General features: G+C 71.5%; 17 protein-coding genes. 11 read left to right on the forward strand and 6 right to left on the reverse strand.

The window, feature by feature from the left end:
* Positions 1–328: 328 nt before the first annotated feature.
* Positions 329–1,111 (reverse strand): TVP38/TMEM64 family protein, encoded by a 783-nt coding sequence (locus KUM44_RS36120; RefSeq protein ID WP_217213993.1) that lies wholly within the window; start codon positions 1,109–1,111, stop codon positions 329–331.
* A gap of 49 nt (positions 1,112–1,160) precedes the next feature.
* On the opposite strand from KUM44_RS36120, the gene KUM44_RS36125 reads away from it, so the two are divergent.
* From KUM44_RS36125 to KUM44_RS36135, 3 genes are all read left to right on the forward strand, one after another.
* Positions 1,161–1,883, forward strand: coding sequence for a DNA alkylation repair protein (locus KUM44_RS36125; RefSeq protein ID WP_217213994.1), 723 nt, complete (start codon positions 1,161–1,163; stop codon positions 1,881–1,883).
* A gap of 262 nt (positions 1,884–2,145) precedes the next feature.
* Positions 2,146–3,315 carry an elongation factor Tu gene (tuf, locus tag KUM44_RS36130; RefSeq protein WP_217213995.1) on the forward strand — a complete coding sequence of 390 codons (1,170 nt, stop codon included), beginning with the start codon at positions 2,146–2,148 and terminating at the stop codon, positions 3,313–3,315.
* Between the two features lie 117 nt (positions 3,316–3,432).
* Positions 3,433–4,278, forward strand: a complete 846-nt coding sequence (locus KUM44_RS36135) for a spermidine synthase (protein WP_217213996.1) — start codon at positions 3,433–3,435, stop codon at positions 4,276–4,278.
* A gap of 384 nt (positions 4,279–4,662) precedes the next feature.
* Here the strand turns inward: KUM44_RS36135 and KUM44_RS36140 are convergent, their stop codons facing one another.
* Positions 4,663–5,964, reverse strand: a complete 1,302-nt coding sequence (locus KUM44_RS36140; RefSeq protein WP_217213997.1) for an MFS transporter — start codon at positions 5,962–5,964, stop codon at positions 4,663–4,665.
* 154 nt (positions 5,965–6,118) lie between these two features.
* Here KUM44_RS36140 and KUM44_RS36145 point away from each other — a divergent pair, with 154 nt between their 5' ends.
* The 4 genes from KUM44_RS36145 (at position 6,119) to KUM44_RS36160 (ending at position 11,325) form a co-directional block, all read left to right on the forward strand.
* Positions 6,119–6,556 carry a DUF4442 domain-containing protein gene (locus KUM44_RS36145; RefSeq protein WP_217214081.1) on the forward strand — a complete coding sequence of 146 codons (438 nt, stop codon included), beginning with the start codon at positions 6,119–6,121 and terminating at the stop codon, positions 6,554–6,556.
* A gap of 528 nt (positions 6,557–7,084) precedes the next feature.
* Positions 7,085–8,872: a ricin-type beta-trefoil lectin domain protein gene (locus KUM44_RS36150; protein WP_374202111.1), complete on the forward strand. Its 1,788-nt coding sequence runs from the start codon at positions 7,085–7,087 to the stop codon at positions 8,870–8,872.
* Positions 8,873–9,050: 178 nt separating this feature from the next.
* Complete coding sequence (locus tag KUM44_RS36155) at positions 9,051–10,607, forward strand: carboxylesterase family protein (protein WP_308402807.1); 1,557 nt, start codon at positions 9,051–9,053, stop codon at positions 10,605–10,607.
* A gap of 73 nt (positions 10,608–10,680) precedes the next feature.
* Complete coding sequence (locus KUM44_RS36160) at positions 10,681–11,325, forward strand: DedA family protein (protein WP_217213998.1); 645 nt, start codon at positions 10,681–10,683, stop codon at positions 11,323–11,325.
* A gap of 91 nt (positions 11,326–11,416) precedes the next feature.
* Here KUM44_RS36160 and KUM44_RS36165 read toward each other — a convergent pair whose 3' ends face one another.
* Positions 11,417–11,947, reverse strand: coding sequence for a gamma carbonic anhydrase family protein (locus KUM44_RS36165; protein ID WP_217214084.1), 531 nt, complete (start codon positions 11,945–11,947; stop codon positions 11,417–11,419).
* A gap of 110 nt (positions 11,948–12,057) precedes the next feature.
* Between KUM44_RS36165 and KUM44_RS36170 the strand changes: the two genes are divergently transcribed.
* Entirely contained in the window at positions 12,058–12,855 is a 798-nt protein-coding gene (locus tag KUM44_RS36170) for an acyltransferase (protein WP_217213999.1), read from the forward strand.
* A gap of 1 nt (position 12,856) precedes the next feature.
* Here the strand turns inward: KUM44_RS36170 and KUM44_RS36175 are convergent, their stop codons facing one another.
* Positions 12,857–13,714, reverse strand: coding sequence for a DMT family transporter (locus KUM44_RS36175; protein WP_217214000.1), 858 nt, complete (start codon positions 13,712–13,714; stop codon positions 12,857–12,859).
* Between the two features lie 104 nt (positions 13,715–13,818).
* On the opposite strand from KUM44_RS36175, the gene KUM44_RS36180 reads away from it, so the two are divergent.
* Positions 13,819–14,391, forward strand: coding sequence for a helix-turn-helix domain-containing protein (locus KUM44_RS36180; RefSeq protein ID WP_217214001.1), 573 nt, complete (start codon positions 13,819–13,821; stop codon positions 14,389–14,391).
* Positions 14,392–14,434: 43 nt separating this feature from the next.
* The gene (locus tag KUM44_RS36185; RefSeq protein ID WP_217214002.1) at positions 14,435–14,992 is read left to right on the forward strand and encodes a YbaK/EbsC family protein; all 558 of its coding nucleotides are present in this window, start codon (positions 14,435–14,437) and stop codon (positions 14,990–14,992) included.
* Positions 14,993–15,002: 10 nt separating this feature from the next.
* Here KUM44_RS36185 and KUM44_RS36190 read toward each other — a convergent pair whose 3' ends face one another.
* A complete protein-coding gene (locus KUM44_RS36190) occupies positions 15,003–16,085 on the reverse strand; it encodes a cation diffusion facilitator family transporter (protein WP_217214085.1) in 1,083 nt (360 codons plus the stop codon).
* A gap of 62 nt (positions 16,086–16,147) precedes the next feature.
* Here KUM44_RS36190 and KUM44_RS36195 point away from each other — a divergent pair, with 62 nt between their 5' ends.
* The gene (locus tag KUM44_RS36195) at positions 16,148–16,507 is read left to right on the forward strand and encodes a metalloregulator ArsR/SmtB family transcription factor (RefSeq protein WP_217214003.1); all 360 of its coding nucleotides are present in this window, start codon (positions 16,148–16,150) and stop codon (positions 16,505–16,507) included.
* Between the two features lie 5 nt (positions 16,508–16,512).
* Here KUM44_RS36195 and KUM44_RS36200 read toward each other — a convergent pair whose 3' ends face one another.
* Positions 16,513–17,742, reverse strand: a complete 1,230-nt coding sequence (locus KUM44_RS36200; RefSeq protein WP_217214004.1) for a 4-hydroxybenzoate 3-monooxygenase — start codon at positions 17,740–17,742, stop codon at positions 16,513–16,515.
* Positions 17,743–17,896: the final 154 nt, after the last annotated feature.

The following is a 17,896-nucleotide window of genomic DNA, read 5'->3' on the forward strand; positions in this document are numbered from 1 at the left end:
TTGTAGATCTCGCAATCCACACCGAACCCAGAGGCCCTCGCCTCGTTCAAGGACCAGCCAAGGCGTGTCGCCTGTCACCAACGTCCCCAGACAGCACATCTAGGCCCGGTCGTCAATTCCCCGCCTGCCGCCTGCCGCCTGCCGCCTGCCGCCTGCCGCCTGCCGCCTGGCGCCATGCACCCACGTACAACCAGTACGAGGGCTCCCGCCCGGCACGGTGAGAGCACGCCGCCGCGCGGCCCGTCTTCGGGCGGACGAAGGGGATTTGACGAGGGTCCAGAGGGCGGAGCAGGGCGGAGTAGGGCGGAGCAGTTGCTGGCGAAACGCTTCAGCGGTCGCGCAGATGGTGCCGCTTCCGCCACGCCACCACCACGCCCGCCAGCGCCGGTACGGCGATACAGGCCAGCGCGATCAGGAAGGCGGGAGACGTCGGAGCGGAGGCACGGGCGCCGGCGACGACGTACGCGGCGGTGTTCGGGATCGACCCGAGCGCCGTCGCGAGCAGGAACGGGACGTAGCCCATCCGGGAGACGGCTGCGCAGTAGTTCGCGGCCCAGAACGGCACACCGGGGAACAGCCGCACCGCCAGCATCGAGCGGAAACCGTGCCTGCTGAACTGGCCGTCCGCCGCTTTCAGCCACCGGCCGCGCAGCAGCGGGCGCAGCGCCTCCTGGCCCAGCAGCCGGCCCAGCCCGAAGGCGATCCCCGCGCCCAGCACCGTGCCCGCCAGGGCCGCGCCGATGCCCCACTCGGAGCCGAAGAGGGCGCCGGCCGCGAGGTTCAGCAGCGGCCGTGGCACGAAGGCCACCGTGACCAGGCCGTACGCCACCGCGAACAGCACCACCGCGGTCGAGCCCTCGACCTGGGGCGGCCAGCCGTTCGCCAGGAGCTTCTGGGGCTCGAAGAGCAGCACGGACGACGCCGCCGCCGCGAGCAGGACCACGAGCAGGGACAGCCGGGACCACGGCGAGAGCAGCGTTCTCGTGCAGCGCGCGGCGAAACCCGCGGGCACGGCAACGGGGACGGGTACGGGGACTGCGAGCTCCGTGGCGGCGGCCCGGGGAGGGGCCGTGGCGGTGCCCCCAGAGCGGGTGGTGGCATCGTCGAGCATTCGGCGACAGTAACCGAGAAAGATGTGTGATCGCCGTATGGTTCGTCTCATGAGCGTCACAGGTGCGGGAACAACAGAAGTTCCGCGCAGTGATCTGGCCGACACGGTCCTGGAGCGGCTCACCGTCCTGTACACCGCCGCCGCGAACCCGGAACGGGCCGCCGCCGCACAGGCGTACATGAAGGACGTCGCCCCCTTCCTCGGCATCCCCACACCCGAGCGCCGCGCCCTGTCGCGCACCGTCCTCCAGGACACACCGCGCCCCGACGAGGCCGACTGCACCGCCGTCGCCCTGCGCTGCTGGCAGCTGCCCGAGCGCGAGTACCACTACTTCGCCGTCGACTATCTGCGCCGGCACGTGGGGCGCTGTTCCTCCCGCTTCCTTCCGGTGACCCGGCGGCTGATCACCACCGTCTCCTGGTGGGACACCGTCGACCTGCTCGCCGCCCACGTCGTCGGCGGACTCGTCGCCGCCGACCCGACGCTCACCGTGGACATGGACGCCTGGATCGTCGACGACGACCTGTGGGTCGCCCGCACCGCCCTGCTCCACCAGCTGCGTTACAAGGAACACACCGACTCCCGGCGCCTCTTCGCGTACTGCCTGCGCCAGTCCGGGCACACCGACTTCTTCGTCCGCAAGGCCATCGGCTGGGCGCTGCGCGAGTACGCCAAGACCGACCCGGACGCCGTACGGGACTTCCTCGCGCGGGAACGGGGGCGGTTCGCGCCGCTGTCGGTGCGGGAGGCGCTGAAGAACGTCGGCGCCTGAAGTCCGGTAGGTCCCGTACCGCGAAAAACCATTCGACGTCGGGCAAAGCGTCGACGATGATCGACGTCATGTTCCGGCACGCCTTCCTCCTCGCAGCATCCGCAGTCGCGGATGCGCCGAAGGCTGCCGTTCTCGTCTTCCTGACCGCCGTCGACGGCGCCCGAAGCTGACCCTCCCCGGACAGTCCGGCGGACCCCGCAGGGGGAGGGTCGGCAAGTCCTTGGGGTCCCCATCTCCTTCTTAGAGACTTCGAGGTACAGCCATGTCCAAGACGGCATACGTGCGCACCAAACCGCATCTGAACATCGGCACGATGGGTCATGTCGACCACGGCAAGACCACGTTGACCGCCGCCATCACCAAGGTCCTCGCCGAGCGCGGCTCCGGCACCTTCGTGCCGTTCGACCGGATCGACCGGGCGCCGGAGGAGGCCGCGCGCGGCATCACCATCAACATCGCGCACGTCGAGTACGAGACCGACACCCGTCACTACGCGCATGTCGACATGCCCGGCCACGCCGACTACGTCAAGAACATGGTCACCGGGGCCGCGCAGCTCGACGGGGCGATCCTCGTCGTCTCCGCGCTCGACGGGATCATGCCGCAGACCGCCGAACACGTGCTGCTCGCCCGGCAGGTGGGCGTCGACCACATCGTTGTCGCCCTCAACAAGGCCGACGCGGGCGACGAGGAGCTCATCGACCTCGTCGAGCTGGAGGTCCGCGACCTGCTCACCGAGCACGGCTACGGCGGCGACGCCGCGCCCGTCGTACGGGTGTCGGGGCTGAAGGCGCTGGAGGGCGACCCGAAGTGGACGGCGTCGATCGAGGCGCTGCTGGACGCTGTGGACACGTACGTTCCGATGCCGGAGCGGTATGTGGACGCGCCGTTCCTGCTGTCCGTCGAGAACGTGCTCACCATCACGGGCCGGGGGACCGTCGTCACCGGGGCCGTGGAGCGGGGCACCGTGAAGGTGGGCGACCGGGTCGAAGTGCTCGGGGCCGGGCTGGAGACCGTGGTCACCGGCCTGGAGACGTTCGGCAAGCCGATGGACGAGGCGCAGGCCGGGGACAACGTGGCGCTGTTGCTGCGCGGGGTTGCGCGGGACACCGTCCGGCGGGGGCACGTCGTGGTCGCGCCGGGCAGTGTGGTGCCGGGGCGGCGTTTCACCGCGCAGGTGTACGTGCTGTCCGCGCGTGAGGGCGGCCGTACGACGGCGGTGGCCACCGGATATCGGCCGCAGTTCTACATCCGTACGGCGGACGTGGTGGGGGACATCGACCTCGGTGAGGTGGGGGTCGCCCGGCCCGGGGAGACGGTCACGATGACGGTTGAGCTGGGGCGGGAGGTTCCACTGGAGCCGGGGCTTGGTTTCGCCATCCGTGAGGGTGGGCGGACTGTTGGGGCAGGCACCGTGTCAGCCGTGGTGTGAGGGGGGTTCGGTGAGTGGGGGACTGCGGGCCGTATGTGGCTGGTCGCGCAGTTCCCCGCGCCCCTGAAAGGGGCGCCGTCGTCCCCTCGGGCAGAGAGCCCCCGGCACAATGGGGAGGTGAACGACGCCATACCCGTCACCCGCGCCGTCGACTACGGCACCGCCAAACTGATGCCCGACGTCGATCGGAAGCGGGCCTGGCTGCTCACCGTCGACGGGGCGCCACAGTCGTACGTCGACCTCGACGAACCGGAGTACCTGGAGTTCGAGTACGCGCGCCGCCTCGGCCATGTCCTGGACACCGTGGCCGAGGCGGGGCGGGCGCTGGACGTGCTGCATCTCGGCGGTGGGGCGCTCACGCTGCCCCGCTATCTGGCGGCGACCCGGCCTGGCTCGCGGCAGGACGTCGTCGAGGCCGATCGCGCGCTGCTGGAGCTGGTGGCCGAGCATCTGCCGGTTCCGGACGGGACCGGCATCCAGTTGCACGCCGGGGACGCGCGAGCCTGGCTGGAGTCGGCCCCGGACGACTCGGCCGATGTGCTCGTCGCCGATGTCTTCGGCGGTTCACGGGTGCCCGCGCATCTGACGTCGGTGGGGTACGCCCAGCAGGCCGAGCGGGTGCTGCGCAGGAGCGGCGTCTACCTGGCCAACCTCGCCGACGCCGCGCCCTTCGCCTTCCTGCGCTCTCAACTGGCCACCTATGCCACGCTGTTCGAGGAACTGGTACTGATCGCCGAACCGGGCGTACTCCGCGGCCGGCGCTTCGGCAACGCCGTACTCGTCGCCGCCCACCGCCCCCTCGACACCGCCACCCTGACCCGTCTCACCGCCTCCGACGCCTTTCCCGCCCGCGTCGAACAGGGGCTCGCCCTGCGGCAGTTCATCGGGGGCGCACGGCCGGTCCAGGACGAGGACGCCGTACCGTCACCCGAGCCCCCGGAGGGGGCTTTCAGTATCGGTTGAGTCGTGTCGGGGTCCGGTGGTCACCGGTTTGGTGCGGCGTCGTAGGCCGAAGGACGTCTGTGGCCGGCTGGTCAGAGCCGGTCGCCCGCGGGAGGCGTGCCGTCACCTGGGGCCTCCGAGGGCGCTTTCGGCATGCGTCGAGTCGTGTCGGGGGCCGGTGGTCACCGGTTTGGTGCGGCGTCGTAGGCCGAAGGACGTCTGTGGCCGGCTGGTCAGAGCCGGTCGCCCGCGGGAGGCGTGCCGTCATCCGGGGCCTCCGAGGGGGCTTTCGGCATGCGCCGGGTCGTGTCGGGGGCCGGTGGTCACCGGTTTGGTGCGGCGTCGTAGGCCGAAGGACGTCTGTGGCCGGCTGGTCAGAGCCGGTCGCCCGCGGGAGGCGTGCCGTCACCTGGGGCCTCCGAGGGCGCTTTCGGCATGCGTCGAGTCGTGTCGGGGTCCGGTCGTCACCGGCTTCGTACGGCGCCGCAGGTTCCGCACGTCCGGTACGCACAGCACCGCCGCGGTGACGATGACGACGGCTGCGGCGCAGCCCCACAGGGCAGGCGTACGGCCGAAGGCCGTCTCCGCCGGCCCGGCCAGGGCCGTTGCGAGGGGGACCAGGGCGACCGAGCCGAACCAGTCGTATGCGGCGACCCGGGAGAGTTTCTCCTCGGGTATCTCCTGGTGGAGTGCGGTCATCCAGGAGACGCCGAAGACCTCCAGGGTCACGCCGGTCAGGAACATGACCGCGCACAGGACGGTGACCGGTACCGGTACGGCGAGGGCGGCGGAGGGGAGGGCGAGGGGGAAGACGCACAGGGTGCCGGCGAGGAGGAGGCGGCGTGGCTTCCAGCGGGTCATGAGCAGGGCGCCGGCGACCGTGCCCGCCCCGAAGAACCCCAGGGCCAGGCCCCAGGGGCCCGCCCCGCCCAGGTGGTCCCGGGCGACGAGAGGGCCGTAGACCGCGTCGGCCGCCGCGACGACCGCGTTGGCGATCGAGAACTGGACGACCACGCCCCACAGCCACGGCCGCCCCGCGAACTCCCGCCAGCCCTCCCGGAGATCGGCGAGCATGCCGCCGCCCGGCGTGCGCGCCGGAATGTGACTCACGTCGAGGAACGTCCGCAGCGAACCGGCGACCGCGAACGCGGCCGCGTCCGCCGCCAGCACCCAGCCGGGCCCGATCGCGGCCACCATGGCACCACCGAGCGCGGCACCGCCGACCGCCGCCCCTTGCATTGCCATCCGGAACACGGCGAAGGCCCGGCTCGCCTGCTCCCCCTGGACGGACGACAGCAGCATCCCCTCGGCCGCCGGGCTGAAGAACGCCTGCCCGGTGCCGCCGAGGGCGGTCAGCAGCATCATCTGCCACAGCCGGGCCTCCCCGGCCAGGACGAGCACGGCGAAGGCGGCCTGCGAGAGGCAGTTGAGGGCGTTGGCCGCGACCATCACACGGTGCCGCGGGAGGCGGTCCGCGACGGCGCCACCGATCAGCAGGAAGAGCACCAGCGGCAGGGTGCGGGACGCGGCCACGAGCCCCACGTCACCGCCGTCACCGCCTGCCTCCAGCACCGCGAACGCCGCGGCGATCAGCGCACCGTGGCTTCCGAGGTTCGTGACGAACGCCGAGGCGGTCAGCAGGCTGTAGTTGCGGCCCGCCCAGGAGGGACGGCGGGAAGGGCGCGGGAGGCCGACGGCGGAAGTCACCGGCCGACTATCGCCGCCCGGCTCTCGATCTGCCAAGTGAATTGCAGGTCACGTGACCGATGCGGCGTTCCGCACGAGGCGATACGACGCTCGTCACATGACCTGTCCCTTACCCCTACTCGTGGGTAACATGACCGCCATGAGCGCAGACCAGATGTCCATAGGCGAGATGCTCGCCGCCACCGTGCCCATGGCCCGGACCCTCAACCTCCAGTTCCTGGAGACCGCGCCGGACAAGGCTGTGGTGGCCCTGCCGGACCAGAGCGAGTACCACAACCACGTGGGCGGGCCGCACGCCGGCGCGATGTTCACGCTCGGCGAGTCCGCCAGCGGCGCGATCGTGCTGGCCGCGTTCGGCGACCAGCTCTCGCGGGCCGTGCCGCTCGCCGTCAGCGCCGAGATCTCCTACAAGAAGCTCGCCATGGGCGCCGTCACGGCCACGGCCACGCTGGGCCGCCCGGCCGCCGAGGTCGTCGCCCAGCTGGAGGCGGGGGAGCGTCCCGAGTTCCCGGTGGCCATCGAGATCCAGCGCGGGGACGGCTCCGTCACCGGTGAGATGACCGTCGTCTGGACCCTGCGGCCGAACGGCTGAGCCGGCCGTACCGAGGCGAGAAGGGGCCCCATGGGGGCCCCTGTGTCTTTTTCGTGCCGTGAGCGCTCAGGCGGCGAGCCGCTTCCGCCGGTGCCCGTCGTCCTCCAGCCCCGCCACGAACTCCCGCAGCCGGCCCACGAACTCCGGCCCAGGCCGAGAGAAACCCCGGAGCCTGCTGTGCGACATGCGGAGTTGAAGATTCCGTGGACCAACCGCCTTTGCCTGCACACAACTTGGCTCTTGACTCGGCGACACTTTCGAATGCCGGTGCGGATACCGCCGGTAACATTTCTGAATTCCTCGCTTTTTGAACGTTGGTCACTCGAACTTCTTGTTTCCTGTGCGTCGCTTGTGCGAAAGTGAGCGACCCGATAGCCGGTTCCCCATCCGACACGGCTTAGGTATGCACCAATCAAGCACCTGCTTTCCGACGGACGCGCATTCCCCTTGCCGTCCTGCGGCTGGGAAGGAAATGGTTCAGTGCAATCCCCTTACCCCCCACGACCGCCGTACCCGCCACGGCCCGGGGTGAGCCCCGGAGAGTCCGACCGCGATCTCGTCGCGAGCCTGGGCAAAACCGATGCGCACGCCCGTGCCGTCGCCCTGCTGATGGCCCGCCACTGGCGCGTCACCCACGACTACGCGGCCATCTGCCTGGTCTCCACGGAGAGTTCGGCCGCCATGGTGGCCGCCGCGGCGTTCCATCGCGTGCTCGGCCGGCCCGCCGGCGGCGCGCTGCGCCCCCAGCTCCTCGCCGCCGTACGGGATCTGGTGAAGGAGTGGGCGGCCGACGAGGGTATTTCCGCCCTGCTGCCGGAACTCGGCAAACCGACCGGAGGGCGCGGGCTGCGGGCCGCGCGGCCTGTGACGCCCGAAAGGCGGCAAATCGCCGAGCGCGCATTCCGGGGGCTGCCCGGCGCCTCGCAATGCCTCCTCTGGCACACCGAGGTCGAAGCCGAACCGATAACCATACCCGCTGGTCTGCTGGGAGTGGACGCGGCCACCGCATCGGCGGCGCTGCAAGGAGCCCGCGAGCAATTCCGCACGGGCTGCGTCCGCGCCCACCGCGAACTCGCACCCACCCAGGAATGCCGCTACTACAACCGCCTCCTCGACGTCCCGATTCGCCGGGGCGGCGCCCTGCTGCCCGATGTCCAGCAGCATCTGACGGCGTGCCGATACTGCCGGCACGCCGCCGAGCAGCTCAGCCATTTCGAGGGTGGCCTGGAAGTGCTGCTCGCCGAAACCGTGCTCGGCTGGGGCGCCCGGCGCTATCTCGACTCCCGGCCCGGACGGGGCGGCTCGGGCTCGGCCTCGTGCGACCGCCGGCGACGCGGCGGACGCCACCGCCCGGAGCGGCTCGACCTGCCGCGCGGACGCGCCAAGGCCGTCGCCGTGGGTGTCGGCGTGACCGCCCTCGCCCTGCTCGTCACGGTTCTCACCGCCAAGGGCTGGACCGAGGAGAACGGCGTCCCCGGCCCGCACGCCACCTGGGGCGCGCCCAGCGGCCAGACCGTCCACCCGGGTGCCGTGTCCCCGCCCTCGTCCGGCGGATCACCGTCGGCCGCCTCGGCCGAGGAGCCCGTCGAGATCGCCCAGGGCAGACTCCGCAACCTCGACCGCGGCCTGTGCCTGGACCTCCGCGACGGCGAGGTCCGCGCCGGCGCCCGGGCCGAGCTGGCACAGTGCACGTCCGCCGTGTCCCAGCAGTGGTCGTACCGGGACAACGGCCTCCTGCGCAGCGCCGCCGACCCCACCCTCTGCCTCGACGCCGACGCCGACGCCGACGCCGACGCCGACGCGCGCACGGTCGTCCTGGCGAACTGCCTCGCGCACGCCGGCGAGGTGCGCTACGACCTCACCGTCCACGGCGAACTCCTGCCGCGCGGGTCCGAAGGCCTGGCGGTCGCGTCCGGCAAGGACGCGAGCGTGGTGCTCGACGAGCGGGACGGATCCGAGGCGCAGCGCTGGATGCTCGACGGCGGGCTCGCGGACGTACGTGAGGAGAGCCCCGAGAAGAAGCTCCAGCAGGAGAAGCCGCCCGAGGGACGGGACACCACACCCGAGGCACCCGAGGCGCCCGAGCCCCAGTCGCCGGACGGCGTCGTCCCCGCCCCACCGCAGGATGAGCCGGCCGCACCGGAGGAGGACCCGCAATCGTCGTACGAGACGCGGTACGTCCAGGACGAACCCCGCGAGGAAGCCGAGCCCGCCACCAAGGTCGACGCCGTGGTGGCCCTCCCCGCGGAGGTGCCGGCCGCCGCGTCCACGGTCATCGGCGCCGTCACGACGACGCTCGACTCCGCCCTCCGCTAGGGCAGGGGTCACCCCGGCCGGGGTGACCCTTCAACCCTTCGCACCCCTTTCCTGCCCCTTTCGACCTGTGACGGCATTCAGTCGTTTCTCGTTCACGTCATTGACACGAGTCACTGACGTTCATAGTTTTCCCGCCGCGCCACTGGTGTCCCATGCTCACGAACGCGGAGGTGGACCCGTGAAACGTCGTATGTCCGTCGCGCTGATGGCCCTCGCGGCCGCGCTCCTCACCCCCGTCCCCACGCAGGCCGCCGACGACCCCGTCGTCCGCACCACCGCGGGCTGGGTACGAGGCGAAACCACCGCCGAGGGACGCCAGTTCCTCGGCATCCCCTATGCCGAACCACCCGTCGGAGAGCTCCGCTGGAAGGACCCGCGCCCCGTCCGGCCCTGGGAAGGAGTGCGCACGGCCGACGACTTCGGCAACAAGTGTGTGCAGGGGGCGGGTTGGGACCCCGGCTATGAGCAGCCCAGCCACACCGAGGACTGTCTCGACCTCAATGTGTATGCACCCGAGGGCGCCGCCCGGCGCGCCGTCATGGTCTGGCTGCACGGCGGAGGACTCACCGCCGGGGCCGGGCAGGACATCGTCCCGGACACCTTCGCGAGGCGGACCGGAACCGTCGTCGTGACCGTCAACTACCGCCTCGGCGCGATGGGCTTCCTCGCCACGGCCGGGCTCGACGGCGAGGCACGTGACCGGGTCTCCGGCAACTTCGGCATGCTCGACCAGCAGGCCGCCCTGCGCTGGGTGCGGGCCAACATCGCCCGCTTCGGCGGCGACCCGGGCCGCGTGACCGTCGCGGGCGAGTCGGCGGGCGGCCGCTCGGTCTGCACCCAGCTGGCCTCGCCGACGGCGAAGGGGCTGTTCCGGGCGGGGATCATCCAGAGCGGGGCGTACCGCGACTGCGGTGCCCGTGCGCACGAGACGGCCGTGTCCCAGGGTGCCGCCTTCGCGGAGAAGCTCGGCTGCGCCGACCTGGCCTGTCTGCGCGCCAAGCCTGCCGCCGAGATCCTGGCCGCGCAGAACGGCTTCGACTGGGGGCCGGTGACCGGCGGCGCCTTCCTTCCCAGGCAGCCGAAGGACGCGTTCGAGCGGGGGGCCGCGGCCGGGGTGCCGGTCATGAACGGGGCCAACCAGGACGAGGGCCGGCTGTTCGCCTTCGCCCGGTTCGACGCGAACGGCACACCGATCACCACCGACCAGTACCCGACGGTCATGCGGACGGACTTCGGCGACGAAGCACTCGCGCGCTATCCCCTCACGTCCTACCCGTCCCCGACCATCGCGTACGCCACCGCCCAGGGCGACCAGCTCTTCGCCTGCCCGGCGCTCCGCCTCGACGGCACGCTCGCCGGACGCGGCAAGGTCTACGCGTACGAGTTCGCCGACCGCACCTCCCCGCCCTTCGCCTCCCTGCGCGACCTCGGAACGGACTTCGAATTCGGCGCGACCCACGTCAACGAGCTCCAGTACCTCTTCAAGCACTTCGGCCTGGAGTCACCCCTGAACACCGAGCAGCGGACACTGGCCCGGCAGATGGTCCAGTACTGGGGCTCCTTCGTCCGGGACGGGGTGCCGCGCGCCGCCGGACAGCCCGCGATGCCCGACCGGCCCGGGACGGTACTGGCGCTGCGCACCGCGTCCGCCGACGGAAATGTGCTGAGCACCACCGTGCACCGTGAGCACCAGTGCAACCTGTGGGACACCGAGACCGTCTCGGAGAACAGGTAGGCTTCCCCGGCGCACGCTCGCAGCCGAGCGTGCGCCGGGAACACAGGGTGCAGGACAGGGAGAGGAAGCGGCGTTGCACGTCCAGGAATGGCTCGAAACGGTGCCCCCGCTCGCCATCTATCTGCTGGTCGGCGTGGTCATCGGTCTGGAGAGCCTGGGCATCCCGCTGCCCGGCGAGATCATCCTGGTCTCCTCGGCGCTGCTTGCCTCACAGCACGGTGACATCGATCCCTTCGTGCTCGGCGCCTGCGCCACCGCGGGCGCGATCATCGGCGACTCGATCGGCTACGCCATCGGCCGCAAGGGCGGCCGCCCCCTGCTGGCCTGGCTGGGCAAGAAATTCCCCAAGCACTTCAGCGAGGGGCATATCGCCACCGCCGAGCGGTCCTTCCAGAAGTGGGGCATGTGGGCCGTCTTCTTCGGGCGCTTCGTCGCGCTTCTGCGCATCTTCGCCGGCCCCCTCGCGGGCGTTCTGCGGATGCCGTACTGGAAGTTCCTGATCGCCAACGTCTTCGGCGGCATCCTCTGGGCGGGCGGCACGACCGCGGTCATCTACTACGTGGGCGTGGTCGCCGAATCCTGGCTGAAGCGCTTCTCCTGGCTGGGCCTGGTGGCGGCGGTCCTGATCGGCCTCACCTCCATGCTGATCATCAAGCGCAAGGCGAACAAGGCCCAGACGGCACACGAGGACCCGGAGCTGGTAGCCGCCGGGGACTGAAACGCCTCAAAGGGCGCGGGGCTGTGTCGATATGCGGCTCCGCCGCGTGGGCGCGACGAGCCACGTGCAACCCGCAGACCGCTCACGGCCTCTACCCCCCGAGCTCATCCCGGTGAGCCCTGGCCAACTCCGCATACATGGTGCCGTTGAGCGTCACGCCCTGCCGCTCTTCCTCCGTGAGCTCCCGCTTCACCTTCGCAGGCACCCCCGCCACCAGCGACCCAGGCGGCACCTGCATCCCCTGCGGCACCAACGCCTGCGCGGCGACCAACGACCCGGCCCCGATCACCGCACCGTTCAGCACGGTCGCCCCCATCCCGATCAGACAGTCGTCCCCGACGGTCGCCCCGTGCACGACGGCGTTGTGCCCGATGGACACCCGCTCGCCCACGGTCACCGGGAAGCCGGGATCGGCGTGGAGCGTGCAGTTGTCCTGCACATTGCTGCTCGCGCCGACGGAGATCTTCTCCACGTCGCCGCGCAGCACCGCGCCGTACCAGACACTGGCCCCCGCCCCCAGGGTCACGTCCCCGATCACGGACGAGGTGGGCGCCACGAACGCGTTCTCGTCGATCTTCGGTTCCCGGCCCCCGATACCCATGACCAGCGCCTTGTGCGTCATCGCCCTCTCCTCGCCGCCGACGTCGTAGACGAACGGTACGCCACCCGGTGGGGCGAAGATCACAGGACCTCGATCTCATAAGGGCGCCGAACGCTCAGTACGGTGAGCGGGTGCTCAAGCGCAAGAACACGTTCTCGTCCTGGCGGCGCACCCTCACACAGCGCGCCGTCCACGCGGGCTGGGCCTGGGTGCAGCGCACAGGTTCGGTGACGGCCGACAGCCCGGGCCGCTTCCGTTTCGGCTCGATCGGCGAGGCCACCCGGTTGGCCTTCCCGCTCGGTACCGTCTTCGGCGAACCCTGGATCCATCTCGGCTCGCACTGCATCGTCGGCGAGCAGGTGACGCTGACGGCCGGTCTGATGCCCGAACTCGACCTCGGCCCGGAGCCGATCCTGCGCATCGGGGACGGGGTCGTGCTGGGCCGCGGCAGCCATGTCATCGCCGACACGACGGTCACCATCGGCAGCGACTGCTACTTCGGGCCGTACGTCTACGTCACGTCCACGAACCACTCGTACGACGATCCGCACGAGCCCATCGGCAAGCAGTGGCCTCGGATGGAGCCGGTCGAGATCGGCCCGGGGTGCTGGATCGGCACCGGGGCCGTGATCCTGCCGGGCGCGCGGATCGGGCGGAACGTCGTGGTGGCGGCCGGTGCGGTGGTCCGGGGCACGGTGCCCGACCACGCCGTCGTGGCGGGGGCGCCCGCCCGTGTCGTACGGCGCTGGACGGCCGACGACGGCTGGCAGCCGTCGCTGCGCACGCCCGCGCCGGTGCCGATACCCGACGGGATCACACCGGAGCAGCTCCAGGCGCTGGCCGGGCTGGACGAGGAGACGGTGGCGAAGCTGGCGGAGCTGGACGAGAAGGCGGCCGCCGACCTCGCCGAAGTGGAAGTGGAGTCCTGAGTCAGCCGGTCGCCAGCAGCAGCGTGCCCACCAGCGCGAGCCCCGCGCCCGCTGCCTGCACCGCCTGGAGCCGTTCCCGCAGGAGGCCGCGCGCGGCCAGAGCGGTCACCACGGGGTAGAGCGACGCGAGTACGGCGGCCACGGTGACCGGGCCGTGCTGGGCGGCGACCACATAGGTGCCGTTCGCCGCGACGTCGGCGAGGCCGACGAAGGCGAGCGCCGGCAGTGAGCGCCAGGGGAAGGAGCCGTCCGGGAGGGCGGTGCCGCCGCGCCGCACGGAGGCGTACAGCGCGAGACCGCCGGCCAGCACATTGACCACGCGCTGTACGAAGAGCGCCAGGAACAGGCCGGTGAGGGTGGATGACGCCTCCGCGATCAGCGCGAACACCGTGCCGAAGCCGAAGGCCGCGACCAGCGTCAGCAGGATGGCCTGCCGCTGCACGGGCGCGCCCCGCAGCTGGGGTCCGCCCGCGAGGACGACGCCCAGCACGGCGACGGCGATCCCCGCGACCTGTACCAGTCCGGGCCGCTCGCCCAGGACGAGGCCCACGCCGACCGGGACGGCGACGCCCACGGTGCCGAGCGGGGAGACCACGCCCATGGGGCCCAGGGCGAGCGCCTTGTAGAAGCAGAGCAGGGCGACCGGGCCGACCGCGCCGGCGGCGACCGCGAACCACAGTTGCGGTCCGGCCTCGCTCCAGCCGCCCGTGGCCACCACGATCGCGCCGAGCACGGTGGCCGCGATGGCCTGCGAGACGACGACCACCGTGAGCGCCGGGGTGCGTCGGGTCAGCAGTCCGCCGCCGAAATCGGCCAGCCCCCACAGCAGGCTGGTGGCCAGGGCGAAGAGTGCTGTCACGGGGGGCCTCGCAGTACAGTTCGGTGCACGATGGGGTTCACCTAACGGTAGTGCAGTCGGGTGAACTATGCCATCCAGAATATTGGACTCCGCAAGGACGGAATGTGTCGGACCTCGACCTGCTGACCCAGTCCCTGGCGCGCAACGTCAAGCGCTGGCGCACCGAGCGCGGCTTCACCCTGGACGCGCTCGCCGCGCGTGCCGGGGTCAGCCGCGGCATGCTCATCCAGATCGAACAGGCCCGCACCAACCCGAGCCTCGGCACCGTCGTCAAGATCGGCGACGCGCTCGGCGTCAGCATCACGACCCTCCTCGACTACGAGCAGGGCCCCAAGGTGCGCGTGGTCCCGCCCGAGCAGGTGGTCCGGCTGTGGCACACCGACGCGGGCAGCTACAGCAAGCTCCTCGCGGGCACGGAAGCCCCCGGCCCACTGGAGATGTGGGGCTGGAAACTGATGCCGGGCGAGAACAGCGGCTCCGACCCGCACCCCGTCGGCACCGTCGAGATCGCCCACGTCACGGCCGGTGAACTGACCCTGACCGTCGAGGGCGTGGAGTACCGCGTCCCAGCCGGTTCCAGTGTCACCTTCGAGGCCAACGCCCCGCACACCTACGCCAATCAGGGCGACGTGCCGATGGAGATGACCTTGACGGTCTCGGTCCCGCTCGTGCACTGAGATGCCCGGGTCACGGCCCCGGACGTCCTGTTAGCGTGCGCTCATGGACGCACCCATCGGACGCTTCGACGACGCCACCCCCGCCCCCGAGTGCCTCGACGAACTCACCCGCCCGGTCGCCGACGCCGTGCGCGGCTGGCACGGCAGCGTCCCCGCCGACCGGATCATCTACGTCGAGACCGATCCGCAGTGGGCCGACACCGCGGTCTTCGTCGAGCACTACGGACAGGAACTGCTCGAACAGTCCGCGAACTGCGTGGTCGTCGCCGGCAAGCGGGGCGGCGAGACCACGCTGGCCGCGTGCATCGTGCTCTCCACCACCCGGGTCGACGTGAACGGCGTCGTGCGCCGTCAACTCGGCGCCCGCAAGGCGTCGTTCGCCTCGATGGACACGGCGACAGGCGAGACCGGCATGGAGTACGGCGGCATCACTGCGATCGGACTGCCCGACGGCTGGCCGGTGCTGGTGGACTCGGCCGTCGTCGACCTGCCGTACGTCCTGGTCGGCAGCGGGCGCCGGCGCGGCAAGCTGCTGGTGCCGGGCAAGGCGTTCGCGGAGCTCCCGGGGGCCGTCGTGCTGGAGGGGCTCGGCGTCGCCTGAGTACGCGGGTTCAGGCCGCGGTGTGGTGGGCGAGGGCGAGATGCGGATCCGCCTCGCCCGGCACCGGTGCCGGATCGGCGTGCACCAGGGCCGCGGTGAGCCGGGGTACGGCGTGCAACAGGGCGTGTTCGGCGTCGACGGCGATGGCGTGCGCCTGCCGTACCGTCGCCTGCCCGTCGACGACGACCGCCACCTCGGCGCGCAGCCGGTGCCCGATCCAGCGCATCCGCAACTCGCCCACCTCCAGCACCCCCGCGACCTCCCGAAGCGCCCGCTCGGCCCGGTCCACGAGTGCCGGGTCCACGGCGTCCATCACACGCCGGAACACCTCGCGCGCCGCGTCCCGCAGCACCAGCGCGATGGCCGCCGTGATCGCCAACCCCACGATCGGGTCCGCGAGTTGCCACCCCAGCGCCGCACCCCCGGCGCTCAACAGCACGGCCAGTGAGGTGAACCCGTCCGTACGGGCGTGCAGGCCGTCCGCGACCAGTGCGGCCGAGCCGATCGCACGGCCGACCCGCATCCGGTACCGGGCCACCCACTCGTTGCCCGCGAACCCGACCAGCGCCGCCACCGCCACGGCCGGGATCTGCTGCACGGGGCGCGGGTCCAGGAGCCGGTCGACGGCCGTCCATGCCGCGAAGGCAGCGGACGCGGCGATCGTCAGCACGATGACGATGCCCGCGAGGTCCTCGGCCCGTCCGTAGCCATAGGTGAAGCGCCGTGTCGCCGCGCGCCTGCCCAGCACGAAGGCGATCCCCAGCGGTACGGCGGTCAGCGCGTCGGCGGTGTTGTGCACCGTGTCGCCGAGCAGCGCCACCGACCCGGAGGCGATGACCACGACCGCCTGCACGAGCGCCGTCAGCCCGAGCACGGCCAGGGAGACCCACAGGGCGCGCATGCCACGGGCCGAGGACTCCAGGGCGGAGTCGAGTTTGTCGGCGGTCTCGTGGGAGTGGGGTTTGAGCAGGTGGGCGAGGCGATGGCGGAGGGGGGACGAGGGATGCCCGTGCCCGTGCCTGTGCCCGTGCCTGTGCCCGTGCCCGTGCTCGGCGTGGTGGTCGTGGTGCCCGTGCGAGTGCCCGTCGCTCACAGCGATCCCCTTCAGGTACGTGGGAGTGGACGCGTGACCGCCCATGACACCATTATGTGCGTATGAGCGCACGCATGCACCTGTCACCTGCGAGCGATACGCACCCGCGCACCCCGGGCGAGGAACAGTTCGCGCTGGCCGCCGAACTCCTCGCCCTGCTCGGCGACCGCACCCGCCTCACCCTGCTGCACGCCCTGACGGCAGGGGAGGCCGACGTCACGACGCTCACCGAGGCCTGCGGCGCGGCCCGGCCCGCCGTCAGCCAGCACCTGGCGCGGCTGCGTCTCGCGGGGCTGGTGAACACCCGCAAGGAGGGGCGCCGGGTGATCTACTCCCTCCGCGACGGCCATCTGCGCCGCCTCGTCGACGAGGCGCTGAACGTCGCGGACCACCGGCTCAGCGACCGGCCCCTGCACGACTGACGCCGTCAGTAGTCGGCGTTCTCGCCCAGGTACTGCTCCGCGAACGCCCTCGCGGCCGTCGGGGAGCCGAAGATACGGCGAAGGCGGGCGAGCGTGGTGCCCGCGCGGTACGGGTCGCCCGACGACGTGCCGTGGTAGACCTCGGACAGCCAGTGCGAGAACTCCTGGCAGTCCCACACCCGGCCCAGACATGCCGCCGAGTAGCCGTCCAGACCGGTGCCGTCTCCCTTGGTGAGGTACGCGACGAGACCGTCGCCGAGCCGGAAGGCGTCGTGCAGGGCGAGGTTCATGCCCTTGGCGGCGATGGGGGCGGTGAGGTGGGCGGCGTCACCGGCCAGGAAGAGACGGCCGAACACCATGGGCTCGACGACGTAGTTGTGCATGTCGAGGACGCGCTTCTCGATCAGCCGTCCCTCCGTCAGCGGTGGCGCGCCGTTCGCCCCGAGCCGCTGCTGGAGCTCCGTCCAGACCCTGTCCTGCGACCAGTTCTCCGGGTCGTCGCCGGGCGGGCACTCCAGGTAGTAGCGGGTCACGTCGGCACTGCGCGGCATGTGTCCGGCGAACCCGTTCGGATGCATGCCGAACAGGACGCAGTCGGAGGACGGCGGCGCCTCGGCGAGCAGCGCCAGCCAGCCGATGCCGTAGTCGCTGCGGGAGATGTGAGCGCGGTCGGCGGGCAGCGCCGTGCGTGTCACCCCGCGCGCCCCGTCACAGCCGGCGACGAAGTCGCAGTGCACGACCTCCCGTCGGCCCGTCTCGGGGCAGGTGTACGACACCGATGGACGGTCGGTGTCGAGGTCGTGCAGCTCCACGTCCCGCACCCCGAAACGCATGGCCCCCGCGCGCACGTCCGCGTACTCCCGCACCAGGTCCGTCACCAGCAACTGCTGCGGGTAGACCCAGTGATGAACGCCCGTGAGCTGCGCGTACTCGAACCGGTAGCGCTCACCGGCGAACCGGAACTCGCACTCCGTGTGCCGCTGCGCCCGCTCCAGCAGAGTGTCCGCGAGACCGCGCCGCTGAAGTCCGCGTACCGCCCCCTCCTCCAGTACCCCGGCCCGCGGCCGCTGCTCGATGAACTGGCGGGTCTCGGTCTCCAGGACCAGACAGTCGACGGAAGCCGCCCGCAGGATGTTGCCGACGGTGAGGCCGGCCGGACCGGCGCCCACGACGACGACCGGAAAGCGTTGCGTGCAGCCGGAGTTGGGGTGGGGGGAGGCGGAGGTGGAGGTCACCCGAGCATTATGGGGCTGGCCGGCGAGGGAGGGGAGGCTCCGGGACGGGCGCAGGGTGCTGCTGGGGTGTGGCTCTACGCCCTGTCGTCAAATTCCCGTCGTCCGCCCGAAGGGCGGGCCGCGCGGCGGCGTGGGGGTGCCTCCCGCCCGAGCC

Source organism: Streptomyces sp. AC550_RSS872 (assembly GCF_019049285.1).
GTDB lineage: Bacteria > Actinomycetota > Actinomycetes > Streptomycetales > Streptomycetaceae > Streptomyces.

What these genes read in the sequence shown, in the direction of transcription:
- KUM44_RS36120 (WP_217213993.1), bottom strand. Translation starts at nt 1,111, where the DNA reads ATGCTCGACGATGCCACCACCCGCTCTGGGGGCACCGCCACGGCCCCT.
- KUM44_RS36185 (WP_217214002.1), top strand. Translation starts at nt 14,435, where the DNA reads ATGGACGCACCCATCGGACGCTTCGACGACGCCACCCCCGCCCCCGAG.
- KUM44_RS36145 (WP_217214081.1), top strand. Translation starts at nt 6,119, where the DNA reads ATGTCCATAGGCGAGATGCTCGCCGCCACCGTGCCCATGGCCCGGACC.
- KUM44_RS36195 (WP_217214003.1), top strand. Translation starts at nt 16,148, where the DNA reads ATGAGCGCACGCATGCACCTGTCACCTGCGAGCGATACGCACCCGCGC.
- KUM44_RS36165 (WP_217214084.1), bottom strand. Translation starts at nt 11,947, where the DNA reads ATGACGCACAAGGCGCTGGTCATGGGTATCGGGGGCCGGGAACCGAAG.
- KUM44_RS36125 (WP_217213994.1), top strand. Translation starts at nt 1,161, where the DNA reads ATGAGCGTCACAGGTGCGGGAACAACAGAAGTTCCGCGCAGTGATCTG.
- tuf (WP_217213995.1), top strand. Translation starts at nt 2,146, where the DNA reads ATGTCCAAGACGGCATACGTGCGCACCAAACCGCATCTGAACATCGGC.